At 66.1% G+C, this 21450-nt stretch carries 22 protein-coding genes; 12 read left to right on the top strand and 10 right to left on the bottom strand.

Going from position 1 to position 21450, the window contains the following annotated elements; all coding sequences use genetic code 11:
* Positions 1-15: 15 nt before the first annotated feature.
* Positions 16-258, top strand: a complete 243-nt coding sequence (locus AC1DYU_RS01355; protein WP_476790087.1) for a hypothetical protein — start codon at positions 16-18, stop codon at positions 256-258.
* A gap of 65 nt (positions 259-323) precedes the next feature.
* On the opposite strand, the gene AC1DYU_RS01350 is transcribed toward AC1DYU_RS01355, so the two are convergent.
* Positions 324-968, bottom strand: coding sequence for a Spy/CpxP family protein refolding chaperone (locus tag AC1DYU_RS01350; protein WP_476790086.1), 645 nt, complete (start codon positions 966-968; stop codon positions 324-326).
* A gap of 179 nt (positions 969-1147) precedes the next feature.
* Here AC1DYU_RS01350 and AC1DYU_RS01345 point away from each other — a divergent pair, with 179 nt between their 5' ends.
* The 4 genes from AC1DYU_RS01345 (at position 1148) to AC1DYU_RS01330 (ending at position 6067) form a co-directional block, all read left to right on the top strand.
* Positions 1148-2146 carry a P1 family peptidase gene (locus AC1DYU_RS01345; RefSeq protein WP_476790085.1) on the top strand — a complete coding sequence of 333 codons (999 nt, stop codon included), beginning with the start codon at positions 1148-1150 and terminating at the stop codon, positions 2144-2146.
* Between the two features lie 32 nt (positions 2147-2178).
* The gene (locus AC1DYU_RS01340) at positions 2179-2967 is read left to right on the top strand and encodes an ATP12 family chaperone protein (protein ID WP_476790084.1); all 789 of its coding nucleotides are present in this window, start codon (positions 2179-2181) and stop codon (positions 2965-2967) included.
* 92 nt (positions 2968-3059) lie between these two features.
* Positions 3060-4589 (top strand): acyl-CoA carboxylase subunit beta, encoded by a 1530-nt coding sequence (locus AC1DYU_RS01335; protein WP_476790083.1) that lies wholly within the window; start codon positions 3060-3062, stop codon positions 4587-4589.
* Between the two features lie 80 nt (positions 4590-4669).
* Positions 4670-6067, top strand: a complete 1398-nt coding sequence (locus tag AC1DYU_RS01330; RefSeq protein ID WP_476790082.1) for an FAD-binding oxidoreductase — start codon at positions 4670-4672, stop codon at positions 6065-6067.
* Between the two features lie 37 nt (positions 6068-6104).
* Here the strand turns inward: AC1DYU_RS01330 and AC1DYU_RS01325 are convergent, their stop codons facing one another.
* Genes AC1DYU_RS01325 through AC1DYU_RS01310 form a run of 4 tightly spaced genes read right to left on the bottom strand, consistent with a single transcriptional unit; the run spans position 6105 to position 9785 of the window.
* The gene (locus AC1DYU_RS01325; protein WP_476790081.1) at positions 6105-7247 is read right to left on the bottom strand and encodes an ABC transporter permease; all 1143 of its coding nucleotides are present in this window, start codon (positions 7245-7247) and stop codon (positions 6105-6107) included.
* Complete coding sequence (locus tag AC1DYU_RS01320) at positions 7244-8170, bottom strand: ABC transporter ATP-binding protein (protein WP_476790080.1); 927 nt, start codon at positions 8168-8170, stop codon at positions 7244-7246. The genes AC1DYU_RS01325 and AC1DYU_RS01320 overlap by 4 nt, the downstream gene beginning before the upstream one ends.
* Positions 8167-9126, bottom strand: coding sequence for an HlyD family secretion protein (locus AC1DYU_RS01315; protein WP_476790079.1), 960 nt, complete (start codon positions 9124-9126; stop codon positions 8167-8169). Before AC1DYU_RS01315 ends, AC1DYU_RS01320 begins: the two co-directional genes overlap by 4 nt.
* Entirely contained in the window at positions 9123-9785 is a 663-nt protein-coding gene (locus tag AC1DYU_RS01310) for a CerR family C-terminal domain-containing protein (RefSeq protein ID WP_476790078.1), read from the bottom strand. The genes AC1DYU_RS01315 and AC1DYU_RS01310 overlap by 4 nt, the downstream gene beginning before the upstream one ends.
* Positions 9786-9929: 144 nt before the next feature.
* Between AC1DYU_RS01310 and AC1DYU_RS01305 the strand changes: the two genes are divergently transcribed.
* The 6 genes from AC1DYU_RS01305 to AC1DYU_RS01280 all read left to right on the top strand — a co-directional run bounded on the left by AC1DYU_RS01305 (position 9930) and on the right by AC1DYU_RS01280 (position 16234).
* Positions 9930-11303: an MBOAT family O-acyltransferase gene (locus AC1DYU_RS01305; protein WP_476790077.1), complete on the top strand. Its 1374-nt coding sequence runs from the start codon at positions 9930-9932 to the stop codon at positions 11301-11303.
* A 46-nt stretch (positions 11304-11349) separates the two neighbouring features.
* On the top strand, positions 11350-12309 hold the full coding sequence (locus AC1DYU_RS01300) for a hypothetical protein (protein ID WP_476790076.1): 960 nt from the start codon (positions 11350-11352) through the stop codon (positions 12307-12309).
* A 189-nt stretch (positions 12310-12498) separates the two neighbouring features.
* On the top strand, positions 12499-12921 hold the full coding sequence (dksA, locus tag AC1DYU_RS01295) for an RNA polymerase-binding protein DksA (RefSeq protein WP_158483130.1): 423 nt from the start codon (positions 12499-12501) through the stop codon (positions 12919-12921).
* A gap of 963 nt (positions 12922-13884) precedes the next feature.
* Complete coding sequence (locus tag AC1DYU_RS01290; protein ID WP_476790075.1) at positions 13885-14979, top strand: hypothetical protein; 1095 nt, start codon at positions 13885-13887, stop codon at positions 14977-14979.
* Positions 14976-15401: a type II toxin-antitoxin system VapC family toxin gene (locus AC1DYU_RS01285; protein WP_476790074.1), complete on the top strand. Its 426-nt coding sequence runs from the start codon at positions 14976-14978 to the stop codon at positions 15399-15401. Before AC1DYU_RS01290 ends, AC1DYU_RS01285 begins: the two co-directional genes overlap by 4 nt.
* Positions 15402-15445: 44 nt before the next feature.
* Positions 15446-16234: a BglII/BstYI family type II restriction endonuclease gene (locus AC1DYU_RS01280; RefSeq protein WP_476790073.1), complete on the top strand. Its 789-nt coding sequence runs from the start codon at positions 15446-15448 to the stop codon at positions 16232-16234.
* On the opposite strand, the gene AC1DYU_RS01275 is transcribed toward AC1DYU_RS01280, so the two are convergent.
* The 5 genes from AC1DYU_RS01275 to flgF form a co-directional block, all read right to left on the bottom strand.
* Positions 16223-16912, bottom strand: coding sequence for an MT-A70 family methyltransferase (locus AC1DYU_RS01275; protein WP_476790072.1), 690 nt, complete (start codon positions 16910-16912; stop codon positions 16223-16225). The genes AC1DYU_RS01280 and AC1DYU_RS01275 overlap by 12 nt on opposite strands.
* Before the next feature lie 275 nt (positions 16913-17187).
* Positions 17188-17940 (bottom strand): flagellar basal body L-ring protein FlgH, encoded by a 753-nt coding sequence (gene flgH / locus AC1DYU_RS01270; RefSeq protein ID WP_158487351.1) that lies wholly within the window; start codon positions 17938-17940, stop codon positions 17188-17190.
* Between the two features lie 21 nt (positions 17941-17961).
* On the bottom strand, positions 17962-19065 hold the full coding sequence (flgA, locus tag AC1DYU_RS01265) for a flagellar basal body P-ring formation chaperone FlgA (RefSeq protein ID WP_476790071.1): 1104 nt from the start codon (positions 19063-19065) through the stop codon (positions 17962-17964).
* 14 nt (positions 19066-19079) lie between these two features.
* Positions 19080-19868 (bottom strand): flagellar basal-body rod protein FlgG, encoded by a 789-nt coding sequence (gene flgG / locus AC1DYU_RS01260; RefSeq protein WP_476790070.1) that lies wholly within the window; start codon positions 19866-19868, stop codon positions 19080-19082.
* A 20-nt stretch (positions 19869-19888) separates the two neighbouring features.
* Positions 19889-20632: a flagellar basal-body rod protein FlgF gene (gene flgF, locus AC1DYU_RS01255; protein WP_158487348.1), complete on the bottom strand. Its 744-nt coding sequence runs from the start codon at positions 20630-20632 to the stop codon at positions 19889-19891.
* 290 nt (positions 20633-20922) lie between these two features.
* Between flgF and fliL the strand changes: the two genes are divergently transcribed.
* Positions 20923-21426 (top strand): flagellar basal body-associated protein FliL, encoded by a 504-nt coding sequence (gene fliL, locus AC1DYU_RS01250; RefSeq protein ID WP_158487347.1) that lies wholly within the window; start codon positions 20923-20925, stop codon positions 21424-21426.
* Positions 21427-21450: the final 24 nt, after the last annotated feature.

The following is a 21450-nucleotide window of genomic DNA, read 5'->3' as shown; positions in this document are numbered from 1 at the left end:
CGGGAATCACCTGCGATGACGAAGACCCTGATAGCGGCCCTGGCCCTGACCTGTTTCTCGACCTTCGCCCAGGCCCAGAGCTGCAGCGTCCAGGCGGGCGACAAGAAGCTTGCCGGCGCGGCCAAGACCAGCTTCCTGACCAAGTGCCAGAAGGACGCTGGCGCTACCTGCGACAAGCAGGCCGCCGAGAAGAAGCTGTTTGGGGCCGCCAAGACCAGCTTCACCAAGAAATGCGTCACCGACGCGGTCGGCACCTGATCGGACACGAAAAAGGGCGGCTCTCGCGAGCCGCCCTTGTCCATCCGTGAAAGCGTGTGGCGGGATCAGCCGCGACGGTCGCCGCGCTCGCCACGATCCTCGCGCCAGCGGCGCTGCCCGCGATCGTCGTCGTCATGATCGTGGCCGCCACGGCGCTCATCCATGCGCTCGCGCATCTGCTGCATCATGCCGCGCCCCTCGGCCATCGTCTCGCGCACGGCGCGGCGCGCCACGGTCTTCTGTTCGTCGCTGAGCGTCGTCCAGAGCGGGCGCACCGCATCGGCGAGTTCCTTGGAGCGCGCGGCGCGCTCGCCCTGGCGCCCGGACATCATGTCGAGCTTCTCCATGATGTCGGCATCGCGGAAGTTCTCACGCTGCTCGCGCATCGCCGACCAGCCGGCACGACGTTCCTCGGCCCGCTTCTTGATGACGGCCTCGACGCGCTCGAACAACGGCACCTGCTCGGGCTTCAGCTTCATGTCGGTGCGCAGCTTGGCCAGGCGCTCGTTCATGCGAGCCTGCATGCGCTCGGCGCGCTGCTCGCGCCATTCGGTGCGGCGCTGCTCGCGAGTCTCGGAGCGATCAGAACGCTCGTGGCGAGAGCTGTCGCGGTCGCCGCCGGCGGGCGGAATCGGCTGGGGCTGGGCGATCGCGAAGCTCGCGGCCAGCGCAGCGATGGAGGAGGCTGCGATCAGTGCGATAGGTTTCATGCGGATTCTCCCATGGAAGCAGTCGAATGGATCAGTCGCTGAGCGGGTCTCGAAGCCGGTTCGCGAGAGCGTTACCTTGGTCATGCTGCGGTAACCTTGCGATGGCGCAAGCATGAAAAGATCGTAATGTAACGCCCCGGTAGCCCGTGGCGTTCCGATTCCTCCTGCTCTTTGTGTCGATGCGGAACCTCATCACCGATGTTCGGGGCGTCCTCATCGGGCAGGCCCATGATGCTGAGGCCGCCACGGGCGTCACGGTCGCGCTGTTCGAGCGACCGACGGTCGCCTCGATCGCGATTCTCGGCGGCGCGCCCGGCACGCGCGACACCGCCCTGCTCGAACCGGAAATGACGGTCGAGCATATCGACGCGATCGTGCTCTCCGGCGGCTCGGCCTGGGGACTTTCGGCGGCTGATGGCGTCATGGCCTGGCTCGCCGGCCAGGGTCGCGGCTTCCCCATCGGCCCCCTGCGCGTCCCCATCGTGCCGCAGGCGATCCTGTTCGACCTGCTCAATGGCGGCGACAAGCCCTGGGCCAAAGGGGGCACGGAGCCGCCCTATCGCAAGCTGGGGGCGCTTGCGGCCGAGACCGCCGCCGCCGATTTCGCGCTCGGCACGGCCGGCGCCGGCTTCGGCGCCACCACCCTGAACCTGAAAGGCGGCATCGGCTCGGCCAGTGCCCGTGCCGCGACAGGCCAGGTGGTCGGCGCGCTCGTCGCGGTCAATGCGGTGGGCACGGCGACCATCGGCGGCGGCCCGCATTTCTTGGCAGCTCCTTACGAGCAAGCCGCCGAGTTCGGCGGCAGGGGCTGGCCGTCCGCCATCGCGCCCGACGACCTGGCCTTGCGCTTCAAGGGCGGCACCGGCCAGAATACCACGATCGCACTGGTCGCGACCGACGCCGTGCTGACCAAGGCGCAGTGCAAGCGCCTCGCCTTGGCCGCCCATGACGGCCTCGCCCGTGCCCTGCGGCCGGCCCATGGCGCGCTCGACGGCGATGTCGTTTTCGCCGCCGCGACCGGCCATAGCGGCGCGCCCTCCGACGCCTTCGCCCTGACCGAACTCTGCGCCACCGCCGCCGACGTGCTGGCGCGGGCCGTCGCGCGCGGCGTCCATGCCGCGAGCGCCCTGCCCTTTCAGGCCGCGAAACCCGCCTGGCGCGACCGCTTCGGAGGCTGACCGCACGCGCGCGGCGTGCTAGATGCGCGGCCATGTCGACCGATGATTTCCTCGCCCGCTTCGGCGCCGAAGGCCAGCGCCAGCCCGATCCCGTCGCCGCTGCGCAGAAGGCGATGCGCAACGCCCTGCCGAGCCGCTTCTACGAAAGCGCCGCCGTACTGGAGCGCGACGGCCTCTTTCATGTCGCGCTCGACGGCCGCACCGCCCGCACGCCGGCCCGCAACCCGCTGGCCGTGATCTCGCGCCCCGTCGCGGAGGCATTGGCCGCCGAATGGCACGCGCCGAGCGAAAAGATCGACCCCGCCCGCATGCCGCTGACGCGGCTGGTCAATTCGGCGCTCGACGGCGTCGCCGACCAGCACGTCGCGGTGCGCGCCGAGATCGTGCGCTATGCCGGCTCAGACGCGCTCTGTTACCGGGCCGCCGAGCCTGAGGCCCTGGTCGCGCTGCAAAACGAGATCTGGGAGCCGATCCGCCACGCCGTCGAGGCGAAGATCGGCGCGCGCTTCATTCTGGCGCAAGGCATCGTCTTCGCGCAGCAGCCGGAGCAGACGCTTTCAGCCGTCGCCCGCCATGTCGCGGAGATCAAGGCGCCGGTGGCGCTGGCCGGCGCCCACAACGTCATGAGCCTGACCGGCTCGACCATCCTGATGCTGGCGCTCGCCTTCGGACAGCTGGACGCGGACGCCGTCTGGGCCGCTGCCCATCTCGACGAGGACTACCAGATCGGCATCTGGGGCCAGGACGAGGACGCCGCCGAACGCCGCGCGATCCGCAGGACGGAGTTCGATGCCGCCGTGCTGCTGCTCAAGCAGGGCTAGCCGAAAGCCGCACCGCCTGCCGATGGACTCAGACCCCGCGCCCGCTTAATCCGGAAGCGACAAGACCTTTCGTCGGCTCCGGGGCGTCCATCATGAAAGACATTCTCGACCAGCTCGAAGCCCGCCGCGAAGGCGCGCGCCAGGGCGGCGGCACCCGGCGCATCGAGGCGCAGCACGGCAGAGGCAAGCTCTCCGCCCGCGAGCGCGTCGAACTCCTGCTCGACAAGGACTCCTTCGAGGAGTTCGACATGTTCGTGCAGCATCGCTGCGTCGATTTCGGCATGGACAAGGCCGAGAAGATCCCCGGCGACGGCGTCGTCACCGGCTGGGGCACGGTCAACGGCCGCACCGTCTTCGTCTTCTCCAAGGACTTCACCGTCTTCGGTGGCTCGCTGTCGGAAACCCACGCCCAGAAGATCATCAAGATCCAGGACATGGCGCTGAAGATGCGCGCGCCCATCGTCGGCCTGTTCGATGCCGGCGGCGCCCGCATCCAGGAGGGCGTGGCGGCGCTCGGCGGCTATGGCGAGGTCTTCAAGCGCAATGTCGCGGCCTCGGGCGTGATCCCGCAGATCTCCGTGATCATGGGCCCCTGCGCCGGCGGCGACGTCTACTCGCCGGCGATGACCGACTTCATCTTCATGGTCCGCGACACCTCCTACATGTTCGTCACCGGCCCTGACGTCGTGAAGACCGTCACCAACGAGACCGTCACCTCCGAGGAACTGGGCGGCGCCAAGGTCCACACCACCAAATCGTCCGTGGCGGACGGTTCCTTCGAGAACGATGTCGAGGCGCTGCTGCAGGTCCGCCGCCTGCTCGATTTCCTGCCGGCCAACAACACGGTCGGCGTGCCGGAATGGCCGTCATTCGACGTGCCCGACCGCGTCGATATGAGCCTCGACACGCTGGTCCCGGACAATCCCAACAAGCCCTATGACATCAAGGAGCTGATCCTGAAGACGCTCGACGAGGGCGATTTCTTCGAGATTCAAGGAGCCTACGCCGCCAACATCGTCACCGGCTTCGGCCGCATCGAGGGCCGCACGATCGGCATCGTCGCCAACCAGCCGATGGTGCTGGCCGGCGTGCTCGACTCCGACGCCTCGCGCAAGGCCGCGCGCTTCGTGCGCTATTGCGACGCCTTCGAGATCCCGATCGTCACCTTCGTCGACGTTCCCGGCTTCCTGCCGGGCACGGCGCAGGAATATGGCGGCCTGATCAAGCACGGCGCCAAGCTGCTCTTCGCCTACAGCGAATGCACCGTGCCGCTGGTCACGATCATCACGCGCAAGGCTTTTGGCGGCGCCTATGACGTCATGGCCTCCAAGCATGTCGGCGCCGATGTGAACTACGCCTGGCCCACCGCGCAGATCGCGGTGATGGGCGCCAAGGGTGCGGTCGAGATCATCTTCCGGGGCGGCGACGCCGAGACCATCGCGCGCCAGACCAAGGAATACGAAGATCGCTTCATGTCGCCCTTCGTCGCGGCCGAGCGCGGCTATATCGACGAGGTGATCATGCCGCACTCGACAAGGCGCCGCATCGCCCGCGCACTCGCCATGCTCAGGACCAAGAGCGTCGAGCGCCCCTGGCGCAAGCACGACAACATTCCGTTGTAGAAAGAGGGTGTCAGAAACCCATCCTAATGGGACGCATTACCAGACGCACTTTCGCAGCCGGCCTATCGGCCGGCTCTCTCATGGCATTGGCGCCAGTCGAGGTGGTTTCGCAGCAGCGGTTGGTGCTCGGTGACGCGAGCCGTTTGAACGCCGTCCCGGTTTTCAGCCACTGGGTCGCTCGTTCCGAAACGGAAGACGAGATCATCGCTCGCCTTCGCAATGAGTTGAAGCAAGCGCAGGCCAACAAACGGCCCGTTTGCGTCAGCGCGGCGCGCCATAGCATGGGCGGCCAAAGCCTGCCGCGAAACGGCTCAGCGATCACGCTGGACATCGACCGGGCTGAAATCGACCGCGCGGCGCGGACGGTCAGGGTCCACGCGGGAACGCGATGGTTCGAGGTTATCGCGCATCTCGATAAGGCAGGCTTTTCGCCAGCCGTCATGCAATCAAACAGCGACTTCGGCGTCGCCAGCACCTTCTCTGTCAACGCCCATGGCTGGCCTGCACCCTACGGTCCTTTCGGATCGACGGTGAAATCGCTCCAGATGATGCTGGCCGACGGAACGATCGTGACCTGCTCCCGCGCCGAAAATTCCGAACTCTTCTCGTTGGCAATGGGAGGCTACGGCCTGTTGGGAATAATCCTCGATATCGAAATCGATATTGTCGACAACGTATTGCTGACCGCTCGCCATGAAATCATGCCCGCCGAGGCCTTTGCCGAGCGCTTCAGCCAGGTTGTCCGTGAAAACTCGACATTGCGTATGATCTACGGCCGGATGAACGTCGCACGGGCTTCCCTGATGCGGGAAGCTCTGCTGATCGGCTTTCACCCGGCGCCGACACCCGCGAAAGGGCTGCCTGTCGCGCAGCGCACCAACCCGCTTTCCGGGGTGAGCCGCCAGATCTACCGAGCACAGATTGGTTCGGAAGCCGCAAAGGCTGCGCGTTGGCTGGCTGAGACCGGAATGGCTTCGCACGGTCCCACGATGATCGCGACCAGGAATACGCTGATGAATCAGCCGGTCAGCAACCTTGCAGGCAAGGACCGGCGGCGAACCGACATCCTGCACGAGTATTTTCTCGCGCCAGAGCGTCTCAACGAATTCATCCGGGGCTGTCGCATCATCATCCCCAAGGCGCGGGCCGAATTTCTGAACGTCACCTTGCGATATGTCAGGCGCGACGAGGCGAGCGTACTCTCCTACGCAGCCACGGACCGCATCGCCGCCGTCATGTCGTTCTCGCAGGAGATTTCGCAGCAGGGCGAAGCGGACATGATCCGGCTGAGCGAGGCATTGATGGACCTCGCAGCCTCTCTCGACGGCAGCTTCTACCTACCCTACCGCCTGCACGCGCGTCAGGACCAATTCGAGCGCGTCTATCCGAAAGCTCAACATTTCGCCGAGCGCAAACGCTTCCACGATCCGAGCCTGCTGTTTCGCAACGGCCTGTGGGATACGTATTTCAGCCGCTGAAGGCGCAATCCTCAAACCCCGCAAGCGCGCTCCGCCTTCAATCCAGCGTGCTCCGGAACCGCATCAGCGCCACGCCCGCATAGACCGGCACGAAGGCCAGGAGATAGAACACCTCGTCGCCGATATCGCCGAGCCCGGCGCCCTTCAGCATGATCGCGCGCACGATCCGCAGGAAATGCGTCAGCGGGAACAGTTCGCCCAGCGTCTGCGCCCAGCCGGGCATGCCGGCGAACGGGAACATGAAGCCCGACAGCATCAGCGACGGCAGGAAGAAGAAGAAGGTCAGCTGCATCGCCTGCAACTGCGTGCGCGCCATCGTCGAGATCGTGTAGCCGAGCAGCACCAGCGCCAGCACGAAGATCAAAACGCAGGTCAGCAACAGGCCGAGCCCACCCAGGAACGGCACGCTGAACAGCGCCTTGGCCGCACCCAACACGATGACGACCTGGACCGCGCCGATTGCGAGATAGGGCAGCACCTTGCCGAGCATGATCTCGCCGGCCGTCACCGGCATCGCCAGCAGGTTCTCCATCGTGCCGCGCTCGATCTCGCGCGTCAGCGCCATCGCCGTCATCATCACCATGGTCATCTGCAGGATGACGCCGAGCAGGCCCGGCACGATGTTGTACTGCGTGATGTTCTCCGGGTTGTAGCGGCGGTGCACGACGAAGGAGAGGCCGGCTTCGCCGCCGCCGGCAGGGTTCGTCGTCGGCTCCCGGCCCTGCGCCCGCAGGAGCGACCGGTTGGCGATCGTCCCCAGCGCCGCGACCGCGCCGCTTGCGGCGGCCGGATCGGTCGCGTCCGCCTCGACCAGGATGTGCGGCTCGTCCATCCGCTCGACGCGACTGCCGAAATCGCTCGGAATCGTCACCAGGAAGGAGATTTCGCCGCGCGCCATCAGGCTCTCGGCTTCCATCGCGCTCTGCGGCCGCTCGCCGAAGCGATAGTAGTTGGAGACTTCGAGCGCCGAGACCACGGCCCGCGTATAGCGGTCCTGCCCCAGCGCCAGGATCGCCGCCGGCAGACCGCGCGGATCGTTGTTGATCGCATAGCCAAAGAGCAGGAGCTGGATCACGGGCACCACCAGCATCATCGCGAAGGTGATGCGGTCGCGCCGCATCTGCACGAACTCCTTGGCGAGGATGGCGCCGAGCCGGCGGGGCGAGAACGAGATGGTCATGCCGCACGGTCCTGTGCGCCGGTCATGAACTTGATGAAGACGTCCTCGAGGCTGGTTTCATCGGGCTCGACCCGCAGGCCCTTGTCGCGCGTCAGCGGCGCCAGCGCGGCTTCCAGCTTCGCCTTGTCGGTGCCGACGACATGCAGCGTCGTGCCGAACGGCGCCACCTGCTCGACCCCATCGGCAGCGGCAAGCTCGCGCAGCTGCGCCGGCGTCAGCGCGCCATGCACGACATAGGTGATCAGGCCGGAGCCACGCACGACCTCGTCGACCGTCCCGGTCGCGAGCATGCGGCCATAGGCGATATAGCCGATGCGATGGCAGCGCTCGGCTTCGTCCATGTAGTGGGTCGAGACCAGCACCGTGAGCCCGTCGCCGGCGAGGCGGTGGATCTCGTCCCAGAATTCGCGCCGCGCCTTGGGATCGACACCCGCCGTCGGTTCGTCGAGCAGCAGGAGCTTGGGCTGGTGCATGATGCAGGCAGCCAGCGCCAGCCGCTGCTTCCAGCCGCCCGACAGCGTGCCCGCGAGCTGGTCCCTGCGCGATGTCAGCCCCAGGCCGTCGAGCGTCTTCGCCACCGTCTCCGCGACGGGTTTCAGCCCATAGAGCCGGGCGACGAAGGTCAGGTTCTCGGTGATCGTCAGATCCTCGTAGAACGAGAAGCGCTGCGTCATGTAGCCGACCTGGCGCTTGATCTCGGCGCTCTGCCGGCGGACATCGAGGCCCAGCACCGTGCCCTCCCCGGCATCGGCCGTCAGCAGGCCGCAGATCAGGCGGATCGTCGTGGTCTTGCCGGAACCGTTGGGTCCGAGGAAGCCGACGATCTCGCCTGTCGCCACCGACAGATCGACATTGTCCACGACCGTGCGTGTGCCGAAACGCTTGGTCAGCCCGCGCACATCGATGGCGTTGCCCGTGCTCACCGGCGCCCCTGCAACATCACGTCGACGATCTGCCCCGGCTGCAACGCCTGAGCCTGCCCGCCATCAGGCCGCGCCTCGACAAGATAGACGAGCTTCTGCCGCGTCTGCGCCGAATAGATCACCGGCGGAGTGAACTCGGGTTCCGGCGAGACATAGGTCACGGTCGCGCTGAGGCCGAGCGCGCAGCCGTCACAGCGCACGTCGAGACGCATCCCCATCGTCATGCCGGAAATCTGCATCTCCGGCACATAGAGCATGAGCTTCGCCGCCCCATCCGGCAGCATCGTCAGCACCGGAGCGCTCGGGCCCGCAAGCTCACCGACCCGGCGCAGCACATCGCTGATCCGGCCGGCAGCCGGCGCGATGAGCTTGCGCTGCGACAGCCGCCAGCGCGCCTGCGCCAGAGCCGCGCTCGCCTGCGCCACCTGGTTCTCGCTGGCCTTGATCTCGTCGGGACGGGCCGGCAGCCGCGCCACGTCGAGGTTGGAGGCGATCTCCCGCACTCGGGCCACCGCGACGTCGCGCGCAGTCAGCGCCTGGTCGAGATCGGCCTGTGTCGAGACACCACGATTGAACAGGTCCTGCCGCCTGTCGAGCGCGCGTTCCGCCTCGCGCTGCTGCGCCCTGGCGGAGGCGAAGCTCGCTTCGATCACGGCGATCTCTTCCGGCCGCTTGCCGCTGCGGAGATTCTGGAACTGCGCCTGCGCCTGGACCAGCCGCGCTTCGCTCTCGAGGACGGCGTTCGACGCATCCTCGGTCTCGAGCGTCGCGACGACTTTCCCCGCCTCGACCCGATCGCCGCGCCGCACCTCGATCCGGTCGATCCGGGCCGTGTCGATCGGCCCCATCCGGACATACTCGCCCTCGACATAGCCGGCGATCCGCACCGAAGCCGGGTCGCATGTCGTGAAGCTGGCCGCGATCAGAGTAAAGGAGCACAGGAAGCCGAGGATCATGAGCGATCTCCACGCGCCGACAACAGGGTCGCCCGGACGGAGGCGCGGATGATGGCGGCGATCGCCTTCTCCTCGTCCTCGGCAATCGTCTCCCAGCCCATGCGACGCATCACGATGGGCCGAGCCAGACGGAAATAAAGCACCTGCCCGACCATGGCGAAGACGGCGAGCTTCGTCTCGCGCGCATCGGGCTCCGTGCCGGCGGCAGCGGCCCACAGCATGCAGAGCCGGCCATGAACCGGGCCGAACGCGCCTTCATAGAGCGCCTCGAAAGCAGAACTCGGCTCGATGATCTCGCGCAGCACGAAGCGCGCGATCATCTCGCTTTCCAGGGCGCGGGTCATGAAGGCCGTTGCCCGGTCGACGATCGCCAGGATCGTGTCCAGCGCGGCATCCGGCGACAGGCTCGCGGGCTCAACCGTCAGGACGGCGGGGCCAAGCACCCGCTGCTTCATCGTCGCGACGATGACGCCGGCGCAGGCTTCGCGCAATCCGGCTTTCCCGCCGAAATGATAGGCGATGCCGGCGCTGTTGACCCCGGCGAGCTGCGCGATCTGACGAATCGAACTCGCCTCGAACCCCTGCCGGCCGAACAGGTCGAGCGCGGCACGAATGAGCGCCTGGCGCGTTCCTTCATCCGGTTCCCGAACTTTTGACATGATGGCTGCATACCACACGAGCGTCATTCAATCAATCGATTGATTGAATAGCATCGCACCGTCACGCAGCGAGCGCCGCGTGTCCGACATGACACCCGCCCGATAATCCTCTAAGGCGGCGTCTCCTGCCTTGCAGCCCGCCCGATGCTCTTCAACTCCTTCGCCTTTCTCCTCGCCTTCCTGCCCCTGGCGCTCGGCCTGCACTGGCTCGTCGAGCGTTTTGCGCCGACCTGGCGGCTGGCCCTGCTGCTGGTTCTATCCCTGGCCTTCTATGCTTGGTGGGACTGGCGCTTCCTGCCGCTGCTCGTCGTCTCGATTGGCATCAACTGGCTGATCGCCGAGGCCTTCCACAAGACGAAGGCCAGTGGCCTGATCACGCTGGCGATCATCGGCAACCTCGCCGTTCTGGCGCTGTTCAAATACTTCAACTTCTTTGCCGATCTCGCTGGAATGATTCCGGGATTACCGACGACCAGGCTCGATCTCGCCCTGCCGCTCGGCATCTCCTTCTTCACCTTCCATCATGTGATGTACCTGACCGATCTCAGGCGCGGACAGGCGCCGCGCTATGATCTCGTCCGCTACGGGCTCTACATCGCCTTCTTCCCGCAGGTGCTGGCCGGGCCGCTGGTGCGCTGGCGCGAGATCATGCACCAGTTCGAGGAGCGGCCTTATCTGCGCACCGATGCCGCAGAGCGCTTCGGACGCGGGCTCCTGCTGCTCACCGCCGGCCTCGCCAAGAAGGTCCTGCTCGGCGATCCGCTGGCGGAATACGCCAACCCGGTTTTCGCTGCGGTGGCCGCCGGCAAGGTGGTCTCGGTTGCCGAAGCCTGGCAGGGCACGCTCGCCTTCACCTTCCAGATCTATTTCGATTTCTCGGGCTATACCGACATGGCGTTGGGGCTGGCGCTGCTCTTCGGCATCGTGCTGCCGCAGAATTTCGACGTGCCCTATCGCGCCGCCAGCATCCAGGATTTCTGGCGGCGCTGGCACATGACGCTGTCGCGCTTCCTGCGCGATTATCTCTATATCGGGCTCGGCGGCTCCAAGCACGGCCTGCCGCGCCAGGTCTGGGCGCTGTTCGCGACGATGGCGCTCGGCGGGCTCTGGCATGGCGCGGGCCTGACCTATGTGGCCTGGGGCAGCGCCCACGGTCTGGCCCTGATCGTGGCGCTGTTCTGGCGCCGGGCGAACCTGCCGATGCCGGCCATCCTCGGCTGGCTCCTCACCTTCCTGTTCGTGACGTTGTGCTGGGTGCTGTTCCGGGCCCCGAGCTTCGAGGCCGCGCTGGCGGTCTACAAGGGCTTGTTCGGCCTGGCCCCGCTCGGCACCGGCTTCAAATGGCGCGCTTTGCTGCCAGCCGCCGCCTTCGCGATCATCGGCCCCTCAGCCTGGGCGCTGGTCCATCGGCTGCCGCCGGCGCGCTGGCTGGCGGTCATCGCGGCCGTCCTGTTCGTCCTCATCCTGTTCAAGATCGGCGAAGACGCCAATTATGAGTTCATCTATTTCCAGTTCTGAGGCCCCGAAGACTGCCCCGGCCGCTGCCCTCCGCTGGGCCGGCTTCGTGCGCGCCTTTGCCGTGACGGCCGTCGTCGCGCTGGTCGGCATGGTGGCGCTCGCCTTCCTGCTCGACCCCTACGACACCGGCCGCACCCCGCTCACCTTCAACGACGGCGTGCGCCCGCAAGGTCCGCGCACCGCGGCCGCCAGCCGGGGCCGCGACCCGGCCTTTCGCGCCGCGATCTTCGGCAATTCGCATATCCAGCTGATCTCGCCGGAGCGGCTGACGCAGGCGACCGGCATTCCCTTCGTCTCGCTGATCGCGCCGGGCAGCCGCCCGCGCGAGGCGCTGGTGCTGATCGACTGGTTCCTGCGCCATCACCCCGGCACGACTGATGCCCTCGTCATCGGCGTCGACGACTACTGGTGCACGGGCGACCCGGCCTTGCCCGCGGCGCTGCCCTTCCCCTACTGGCTCTACACCGCGTCGTTGCGCGAATACCTCGTCGGGCTGATGCGCTTCGACGTGATCGAGGAGTTCCAGCGCCGCCTCGCCTTCATCACGGCGCGCAACCCCGAGCGCGCCCGCCCCGACGGCTATTGGGATTACGAGCCGAATTATTCCTCGGCCGGCTATGACGCCGATCCCGCGATCCGCGCCAAGCTCGACGGCTCGGGGGAGACCCTGACCCGGAACCTGACCGGGCGCTATCCGGCTGCCGAACAGCTCGCGACCCTGCTCACGGCTGCCCCCGCCAGCCTGCGGGTCATCCTGGTCCGGCCGCCGGTCTATCGCACCGCCCTGCCCGCGCCCGGCACGCCCGATGCGACCTCCGAGGCCACCTGCCGCGACGCCTTCGCCGCACTGGTGGCAAAGCGCCCGCGCACCGCCTTGGTCGACTGGCGCCGCGACCGGCCGGAGCTGCGCGATCCGAATCAGTTCTTCGACCACAGCCACTACCGCCGGCCGATCGCGATGCTGGTCGAGGCCGACATCGCGGCCGCCCTGGCGCGCCTGCGCTGACAGTCATGCCCCGGCCGCATCCGGCAGGGCGATGACGCGCCTGAAGCCAGGCTCGGCGACAGCACGGGATGGTGCCTTGCAACCCGATTGTTACCGGATCGGTCCATCGCTATAAGGGCGCCAAATCGGCGGCCCTCCCACGGCAAGGTCGGTGGGCGCTGCGGGACGACCAACTCAGAGAGTGCGCCTATGTCGAAGCAGATTACCCTCGACGCGGACTACAAACCCACCGATGACGAGCCGTTCATGAACGACCGGCAGCGCGAGTATTTTCGCGGCAAGCTGATCGCCTGGAAGGAAGAAATCCTCAAGGAGGCCAAGGAGACGCTGGTCACGCTGCAGAGCGAGAGCGAGAATCACCCCGACATCGCCGACCGTGCCTCCTCGGAGACCGACCGCGCCATCGAGCTGCGGGCCCGCGACCGCCAGCGCAAGCTGATCGCCAAGATCGAATCGGCGATCGCCCGGATCGACGAGAACACCTACGGCTATTGCGAGGAGACCGGCGAGCCGATCTCGCTGAAGCGCCTCGAAGCCCGCCCGATCGCGACGCTCTCGCTGGAAGCCCAGGAGCGCCACGAGCGCAACGAACGGGTCTTCCGCGACGACTGAGCCCCGCTGGCCGTTCCGATTTTCGAACGGCCCCGCCCTCGTCAGGGAGCGGGGCTTTTTTCGTATGGGCGCCGCAGGCCGACGAAGGCGCGGGGAACCCTCTCCTGTAAGGAGAGGGCAGGGTGAGGTGTCGGCCGTTGGACCAATTGCGTAAAAAACCCAACGGCGCGGCGGTGAGGGCTCGCTGAACCTTCGAACGGCCGACCCCTCACCCCTGCCCCTCTCCCTACGGGAGAGGGGTTCCCCGCGCTTCGCCTCAAAGACGCACAGCAAATCCCCGCCTGCGCTTTCGCGAGGCGGCTGTTGATGAGGGGCAGCGGAGCGCCGCGAGGCGCGAGGGTATCGGGCCGCAACCATTGAGCCAGGCTGCGGCGCGGATGGATTGAGCCACCATCCGCACGCCCCGTGGCGCTCCGCTCATCGGCGATTTTAAGTCTCCGGGCCGCGCTTATAAGGTCGGGCGGGCCTGCCTTGCCGTCCTGCGGCCTCAACGCCCCATAGGGTGCGCCACACCGCGGTGTCGGACCCGACCGCTTCCGCCGTCCCGTCCAGCGAGCTCCTCGCACAGGGGCCGTAGTACCCCCAGGGCGGTGCCCCGAAGCCTCCCGAGCCTGGCTTGTAAGACCAGCCGCAGGCGCCGACCCCTTCCCCACCAACGGCATACCTCCGGATGGCTGCCCCTCGGGGATGAGGTGGGGGGAGGATAAGGGCAGGTGAAGGGGCGGGGATAAGTTTTTGCGGGGATTGTAGCCGTGCTGCTCGCACTCCGGGCGTCTGCCAAGACTCGCGCACACGTTTGATCTCACTGGCGTCGTATCTCGCCAGATTACCCGCGCCCCGAGCCGTACGTCTTCCACTGCTGTTCGCCCCGCCGGTCGAACTGGCTGTTAAGCGCGTGCCTGTATATATCTTAAAGCTGGGTCCCGATCATGCAGCCCTGATTTCGGCAAGCTGGAGGCACGGATGGCGGCTGCCGATGAGGCGGAATGGAAGCCAGGCAGTTTCACCAAGAACTTCTCTTGGGGCCAGGAGCGTGGCCTTAAGCAGTTGCACGACTGCATCCGCGTGGGATTCGGCGGACGCGTCGAGCCAGTCTTGCGAACCGAATTCGCTCAGCGTGTGGCTGGCAAGTTCAACTTCTACATCCCCGCCAACTTCTTCCTGTTCAACAGGCTGCAGCCGGAGCACCAGATCGTCGCCGACGAACTCGTCTTCCAGGCCATCAACTTTGAGCACTCGGAACGCTTCGACAGGCTCGCAATCATCGCCTTCAACCTGAGCTATGCCGGCCGTTTCAAACCTTCCGCTCCCAACCAGAGGCGCCCCGCCCTCTGGGCACATTGGTACGTACGGGACCGCGTCGCGAAGCAGTTCCGATGGGATGTGTCGAAGGTCAACGCGAACGACATTGAGCGCTTCGTTTTCGACGACCCTAGATACCACGCGCAGAGCGCACGGAAGCTCGCGACGAACCTCAACCACCTCTACAAAATGGGCCGTCTCGGCGACTTAACGAGCGAGCGGATCGAGGGGTGGTGGGTGGACGCTCTCTTCCTCGCCATGGATCGGCTGATCGAGGACAGGAAGATCAACCGGCATAAGACACGGGAAAGCCAGTACGCCGAACTGTTGGCCGAGTCGGGCTTCCATGAGATCGCTGGGCCGCGAAGCCTTGAGAAGGACTTGGCGACCAAACACTTGCTAAGGCTCTACATTGAGTGCGGCGGGCCCGACCGATTCAGCGAGGAGGCCGTCAAAGAACGTACGGAGATCCGGCTGAAGGACGTTGCGGACTTCATCGCGGCGAACTCGCCTGATCCTGTCGGCGCCGTGCATCCGACGAATCCTCGCGTCCTGAAAAGCATCCCGGCGACCTGCGCCATGCTCGCCCGATACGGCGCGGGCTTCGAAATCGTCGATGCGATGTCGCTCGACGACTTCGACCCCGCTGCTTTCATTAAACAGCGAACCAAGGCCGCCCTCGACTACCTGCAGGGCGAGGGCATTGAGCCGACCATGACAGCGGAACAACTGCTGCGCCTGACGAGGGGAAAATGACAACGCTCTTCGACACAAGCGCACTGATTGCGGTACTCAAACCGTCCGACGTGCACCACCAATGGTCCGTCGAACAGTTGGAGGCACGTAAGGCCGCCGGCCCGATCCTGATTATCGACATCATCTACAGCGAGCTCTCGGTCTCAATGACGAAAACCGAGATCGAGACAGCCATCGTTCAACTTGCTGTGGACCGCTTGCCCAGCGACGATGAGGCCCTCTTCCGGGCCGGCAAGGCGTTTCTGCTCTACAAGGACCGCGATGGCACCAAGACGAACGTTCTTCCAGATTTCCTCATCGGAGCGGCGGCCGACGCGGCTGGCATTCCCCTGGTCACAACGAATCCCAAGGACTTCGTCGGCTACTTCCCACGGGTGAAGGTCATCAACCCGGCGAAACTGCCGAAGAAGCCGAAGACGTGAGCATTTGCTGGATCCTAATCGGGCGCGCTGGTACCCCTCCGTAGATGCTCAAAGGACTCACCGACGCCGGTTTCCAGATCGATTTTCACTCGCACGCACGGGCGATCCTCGGCGTCGACTTTCCTGAGGTGGCGACTGAGATTGAGGAGATCCTGCTCGCCTCCTCCGTTCCCATCGAGGAGATCGTCGGATCGGGTGGCGGCGAGACGAAGGGCACCCAACGCCTGCGCCGCGCGCTGAAAGACAAGGGCTGGAGGAAGCACAACTTCGTCGTCCAGCGCGTCATAGACGGACGGGCCCTCGACAGCCAGTCCCATGAGGTCGATCACATCCGCGACTTCGCGGCGGGCACTGTCGCGTTGGAGATCGAATGGAACAACAAGGACCCGTTCTTCGACCGGGACCTCGAGAACTTCAAGCGCCTGCACGCGGACGGCGCCATCTCAATCGGCATCATCGTGACGCGCGGGGCTTCCCTGCAGGACGACCTAAGGTCACTCGTAAAGCGGTTTGCAGAGGAGAAGGGGTTGGCATCAGTTGACGAGCTGGCAGGCCTGGGCCTGAACCCGACGCCACGGCAACTGAAAGACTACGCTAGGCGCCAGCGCAACGGCATCACGTTTCCGGAGGCTTGGTCGTCGTCCTTCGTCGCGGACAAGTTCGGCGCCGCGACGACACATTGGCGCAAGCTTGAGGATCGCGTGCAACGCGGCGTGGGCAATCCGTGCCCGCTGCTGTTGATTGGGCTGCCAGCGTCCATCGTGACGTTCGGCGAGCCTCAAGCAGTCGTGCAGGCCCTTATCGAGGCCGGCGCCGAGCCCTCAATCGACTAGGATCCGATCCTCGTCCCGAAAGCCCGGTGCGCGCGAATGGTGCGCGTACGTCTTCCAGGTGGGCTCATAGCTATCGTCGGCTTGGTTGCCCCACGTGTCCCAGCCTTTGCGCACACCGCGTCCGAAGAGCTCTAGGCGCGGACCCATCGAGCAAGACTCGATGAGGTCATACTGCTCGTCCGGCTTTCGGGAGTGTTCCCGCTTGCGGGTCTCCATCATGTTCACTTGACGACGACCGGGCGCCAACGTGCGAGCGTTCTTGCCGCGGACGCCGAACAGCAGAATCTCGGTCACGTTACGAAAATAGAAACCCACGCCTCGCCCGTCCGAGCCGCCGTCCTTCCGGATCTTGTGCCAGACGATGTTGGACTTGTAGGCGTAACCCCAGGCCTTCATCACTGCGAGGCCTTCAGGCAGCAGGGCATTCGGAACCCAGAGATAGAGGTGACTGACCGGTGCGGCAGCTTCCTGCACAGGAAGTTCGCAGATATGGTTCAGCGACATTGTCGAATAGCGGGCCAGACGTTTGTGTTCGGGAGCCATCTTCCCTGTGCGATTAACAAACTGCCATGGCGGGTCAGCCATGATCGTACCGTAAGTCTTTTTCTTGGCAGCAAGAAATTGACGCAGATCGTCGACCGGGGAGAGAGGCTGCTCTGCTGATGGCGGGTTTATCATCGGAAATCGTCCTAGTGGCTCGCGAGTCGGCCTGCGCAACCATGACCGTACCCGATCGCAGTTGTTGCGTCGCGCGCAGAATGCCCTTGCAAGATCCCAAAAGCCCCGCGTCGGGAGAACGCGGGGCTTCTTGAGAGGCCGCCTGCCCTGAGAGCCGGGGAGCGTAGGCGGGCGGCCGGGAGGTTCGGCGGCTCGGGAGAGACCGCCGGCCGGCAGGCGCGGGAGTGAGCGGGGAGCGTTCCGCGCCGGCCGGGATTTCGCAGGAGCAACCGAGGTTAGAACGGGAGCAGGATGTCCATCACCTGCTGGCCGTAGCGCGGTTGCTGGACGTCGGTGATCTGGCCGCGGCCGCCATAGGCGATGCGGGCCTGGGCGATCTTGGTCGAATCGATGGTGTTGTCGGATTCGATGTCCTCCGGCCGGATCACACCGGCGACGATCAGCTCGCGCACCTCGAAATTCACCCGGATCTCCTGCTTGCCCTCGACCACCAGATTGCCGTTGGGCAGGGTCTGCGTCACCACCGCCGCGACATTGGTGGTCAGCGTCTCCGAGCGGTTGACCGAGCCGGCGCCCTCGCTGGAAGCGGCCGAGTCGAGCTTGAGCAGCGAGCCGGCGCTGGCGCCGTCGGGCAGGAACTTGTCGAGCTTGTTTTCGAAGCCGAAGACGTTGTCGGCGCCGACATCCTCGCCGTTCTTGCGGCTGCGCTTGGTCGTGTTGTTGAGCTGCGCCCTGTCGGTGACCTTGACCTTGACGGTGACGAGGTCGCCGACCATGCGGGCGCGCTGGTCCTTGAAGAAGGCGCGCGAGCCGGTGCGCCAGAGCGAGTTCGGCGCAAACGAGGCATGCTCCATCGTCGGCATCGGCATCTGCACGGGCTTGTAGCCCTTGGTCGCGGTCGGATCCTCGATCGGCGAGAGCGCGGGCGCGGCACCGACATTGGCGAGCCGGTCGGCGGCGCCGCAGGCGCCGAGCGAAACCCCGAGCAGGAGGACGCCGGAGAGGTTGAGAAGGGTCTTGCGGGTCATGGCGTGCTTTCCGTGACGAATTTACTGGGCGCTGGCGACGCGGCCGGCCGCCGAGGCCTGGACGGAAATCCGACCGGGACCGCTGACCGTGCCCTGCAGCACGCGCTTCGACTGGGGATTGGTGACGGAGACGACATCGCCCATCGCGCCGGCCTCTCCGGCTCGACCGCGCAGGGTGATGATCAGCCCCCGCGTCTCGTAGACGATGGTGACGAGGTCGCCCTTGGCGACGATCTCCTCGCGCTGGACGTCGCCGGCCCGCAGCGGCGCACCGGCCATCAGCACGCGCCGCGCCACCTTGTCGATCGCGGCGCGCGGGTCGCCGAGCAGGTCGTTGGCCTGGCCGTCGCGCGGGCGGCGCTCGACCACGACATCGGCCTTGCCCAGCGTCTCGCCGCGGGCGATCGCGCGCTTGGGCACCACGACCTCGATCGTCTCGACGAGCTGGCCGCCAATCCGCACCGGCTTCAGCCGCATCGCCATGCTGCCGGGCACGCTCACCCTTGCCTGGAGCCGGCGGGCGCGGGCGTCATAGGCGAGATCGGTGACGGTGACGTCGCCGGTCAGATCGGGCTCGACCGCGATCACCGGCGCGCCGCCGTCGATGGAAAGCGCGAAGGCGCGGGCATCGACGCCGTAGCGCTCCTGCAGGCCGATCCGGACCGCCTCCTCGATGTCGGAGGCCGAGATCCGCCGTGCCGCGCGGGTGACCACGACCTGGGCCGAGCCGTGGCTCTCAAGTTCGCTGGCCGTGCGGATGATCCCGGCCCCAAGCGCCGCCTCGACGATGCGGGCGACCTGGATGGTGCCGGTCTCGCCGAGCATGGGCGCGCGGAAGGCCGGAGTCGCGGCCGCGTCGGCGCCGATGCCGGTGATCAGATCGCCGAAGCTGACAATATCGCGCAGCAGCGTGAGTTCGGTGCGCAGCTGCAGCCTGCGGGGGGCCTGCGGCGCCACGACCTGGCCGGGCAAAACCTGGCCGGGCAAAACCTGACCCGGCGCAACCGGCCCGGCAGACAGGGCCGCGACGGCGACGGGATGCTCGGCAGTGGCACGCGGCGAGGCGCCGAGTACGGGGGCGGCCAGCAGGAGCAGGACGGTCAGCGAAAGCGAGGAACGGATCATGATGCGCTGCCCCCTTAACCGCGGAACATCGCTGATGTCGCCGACATCATCTGGTCGGCGGCGGTGATGACCTTGGAGTTCATTTCGTAGGCGCGCTGCGCCGCGATCAGCGAGGACAGCTCTGTCACCGCCTGGACGTTGCCTTCTTCGAGATAGTTCTGCTGCAGGTTGCCGAAGCCCTCGCCGCCGCCGAAGCCCTCGATCGGCTGGCCGGAGGCCGCCGTCTCGATGAACAGGTTGTCGCCGATCGATTCCAGGCCGACCTTGTTGACGAAGCGCACGAGCTGGATCTGGCCCAGAACCTGCGGGGCGGTCTGGCCCGGCAGCATCACCTCGACGGAACCCTGCGCGTTGATGTTCACGCTGGTCGCATTGTTCGGGATCGTGATGCCGGGCTCGACCTGATAGCCGTCGCGGGTGACGAGTTGGCCCTGCGAGTCGAGATCGAACGAGCCGTCGCGCGTATAGGTGGTGCGGCCGTCCGGCATGCGGACGCGGAAGAAGCCCTCGCCGCGAATCGCCAGATCGTACTGCTTCTCGGTCGAGGTCAGGTTGCCCTGGCTCATGATGCGGCCGGTCGAGACGGTCTTGACGCCCGAGCCGACGAAGGTGCCGGCCGGAACCTGCGTGGTCTCCGAGGTGGCGGAGCCCGCGCGCCGGAAGTTCTCGTAGAGAAGATCCTGGAAATGCACGGTCTGGCGCTTGTAGCCGGTGGTGCGCACGTTGGCGATGTTGTTGGAGATGACCTGAACGTTGAGTTCCTGGGCCATCATGCCTGTCGCGGCGGTCTGAAGGGCGCGCATGGGCTTGACTCCTCTCCGGGTCAGGCTTGCTGGTCGGCGAGGCGGGAAATCGCCTTGCTGCGCAGCTCGTCGGTCTTCGACATCATGTTGGCCATGCTCTGATAGGAGCGCTGGACCTCCATCAGGCGGGTCATCTCGATCACCGCCTTGACGTTCGAACTCTCTTTCGCCCCCACTTCGAGGCGGGCCTCGGGTCCCGCCGGGGTGGCCCCAGCCGGCGAGGAGAACAGGTTGTCGCCCTCGCTGACCAGCGCGCGCGGATTGGCGAAGCGCACCTGGCGCAGCTTGCCGCGGATGCCCTGGTCGGTGGAGACGGTGCCGTCCGCGGCGATCCTGGCGTTGCTTTCGCTCGAACCGAAGGTGATCGGCCCGCCCTCGCCCAGTACCGGCTGGCCGGTCTGCATCACGAGCTGGCCCCGTCCGTTGATCTCGAGCGAACCGGCGCGGGTATAGCGCTCCCCGCCCGCGGTCTGGACGGCGAGGTAATTGTCGCCGCGCAGCGCCACGTCGAGCGGGTTGCCGGTGCGTTCGATCGCGCCCTGCGACAGGTCGATCGGCGTACCCTTGTCGATGACATAGGAGAGCGGCCGGTCGCGCGGCGCGAAGGTCTCGGCGCTGGCGTTGGGCATGATGAATTCGTTGAAGCGCGCCGAGCGCGCCTTGAAGCCGTTGGTGCCGACATTCGCCATGTTGTTGGCGATGACATCCAGCTCACGCGCCAGAGCCATCTGACGCGACAGGCCGACGAGAAGAGCGTTCTCCACGGCGTAGTCTCCCGATTCTGTTCCGCGGCTGCTTCGACGCTCCCCAGCGCAGCAGCCACGGGAAACAGCCCGCAAGCACCATGCCAGCGTGGTTAATCCGGTCAACAGATTGATATTACTGTTGAAATTGAATTATGCGCGGAGCCTTTCACCCTGCAGAGCAGGACCGGGAGGCAAGATCGACCCGGCAGAAATTGCCCTGCTTAACGACGCGTTAACCGTGACTGTTCAGGGTGTTGGAGATGGCCCGCGCAGGCGCGCAGTCCGTCTCGAACTAAGGCGTGCCGGCAATGTCGAAGAAGCCCAACACCGATGAGGAAGGCGCCTCCGGCGAAGCCGCGCCGAAGGGCGGCAAGAAGAAGCTGATCATGATCGCAGGCGGCGTCGTGCTGCTGGCGGCGCTCGGCGGCGGCGGCTGGTTTTTCTTTCTGAAGAAGCCCTCGGCCGAGCAGGTGGCGGCGGCGGAAGCGGCCAAGAACGTCAAGAAGCCGGTCTCGTTCGTCGAGATGAAGGACATGATGATCGGCATCACCGGCGGGCAGGAGCGCCAGCCGATCATCAAGATCAAGGTCGTGCTCGAGATCGCCGACGCGAAGGTCTCCGACGAGATCAAGCCGCTGCTGCCGCGTGTCGAGGATGCCTTCCAGGTGTACATGCGCGAATTGCGGCCCTCCGATCTCGAAGGCTCGGCCGGCATGTACCGCCTGAAGGAAGAGCTCCTGCGCCGCGTCAACGTCACGGTCTTCCCGGCCAAGATCGACGCGGTGCTGTTCAAGGAACTGCTGATTCAGTGAGCCGGCGCCAGCATCGGTCCAAAG

This window comes from Allobosea sp. P2_B12 (assembly GCF_056404835.1).
Note: the sequence above shows the minus strand (reverse complement) of the source record. Positions and strands in the feature narration are given on the sequence as shown.

Coding starts and splice junctions, on each gene's coding strand:
- AC1DYU_RS01355 (WP_476790087.1), top strand. CDS start 16: ATGACGAAGACCCTGATAGCGGCCCTGGCCCTGACCTGTTTCTCGACC.
- AC1DYU_RS01350 (WP_476790086.1), bottom strand. CDS start 968: ATGAAACCTATCGCACTGATCGCAGCCTCCTCCATCGCTGCGCTGGCC.
- AC1DYU_RS01345 (WP_476790085.1), top strand. CDS start 1,148: ATGCGGAACCTCATCACCGATGTTCGGGGCGTCCTCATCGGGCAGGCC.
- AC1DYU_RS01340 (WP_476790084.1), top strand. CDS start 2,179: ATGTCGACCGATGATTTCCTCGCCCGCTTCGGCGCCGAAGGCCAGCGC.
- AC1DYU_RS01335 (WP_476790083.1), top strand. CDS start 3,060: ATGAAAGACATTCTCGACCAGCTCGAAGCCCGCCGCGAAGGCGCGCGC.
- AC1DYU_RS01330 (WP_476790082.1), top strand. CDS start 4,670: ATGGCATTGGCGCCAGTCGAGGTGGTTTCGCAGCAGCGGTTGGTGCTC.
- AC1DYU_RS01325 (WP_476790081.1), bottom strand. CDS start 7,247: ATGACCATCTCGTTCTCGCCCCGCCGGCTCGGCGCCATCCTCGCCAAG.
- AC1DYU_RS01315 (WP_476790079.1), bottom strand. CDS start 9,126: ATGATCCTCGGCTTCCTGTGCTCCTTTACTCTGATCGCGGCCAGCTTC.
- AC1DYU_RS01310 (WP_476790078.1), bottom strand. CDS start 9,785: ATGTCAAAAGTTCGGGAACCGGATGAAGGAACGCGCCAGGCGCTCATT.
- AC1DYU_RS01305 (WP_476790077.1), top strand. CDS start 9,930: ATGCTCTTCAACTCCTTCGCCTTTCTCCTCGCCTTCCTGCCCCTGGCG.
- dksA (WP_158483130.1), top strand. CDS start 12,499: ATGTCGAAGCAGATTACCCTCGACGCGGACTACAAACCCACCGATGAC.
- AC1DYU_RS01290 (WP_476790075.1), top strand. CDS start 13,885: ATGGCGGCTGCCGATGAGGCGGAATGGAAGCCAGGCAGTTTCACCAAG.
- AC1DYU_RS01285 (WP_476790074.1), top strand. CDS start 14,976: ATGACAACGCTCTTCGACACAAGCGCACTGATTGCGGTACTCAAACCG.
- AC1DYU_RS01280 (WP_476790073.1), top strand. CDS start 15,446: ATGCTCAAAGGACTCACCGACGCCGGTTTCCAGATCGATTTTCACTCG.
- AC1DYU_RS01275 (WP_476790072.1), bottom strand. CDS start 16,912: ATGATAAACCCGCCATCAGCAGAGCAGCCTCTCTCCCCGGTCGACGAT.
- flgH (WP_158487351.1), bottom strand. CDS start 17,940: ATGACCCGCAAGACCCTTCTCAACCTCTCCGGCGTCCTCCTGCTCGGG.
- flgA (WP_476790071.1), bottom strand. CDS start 19,065: ATGATCCGTTCCTCGCTTTCGCTGACCGTCCTGCTCCTGCTGGCCGCC.
- flgG (WP_476790070.1), bottom strand. CDS start 19,868: ATGCGCGCCCTTCAGACCGCCGCGACAGGCATGATGGCCCAGGAACTC.
- fliL (WP_158487347.1), top strand. CDS start 20,923: ATGTCGAAGAAGCCCAACACCGATGAGGAAGGCGCCTCCGGCGAAGCC.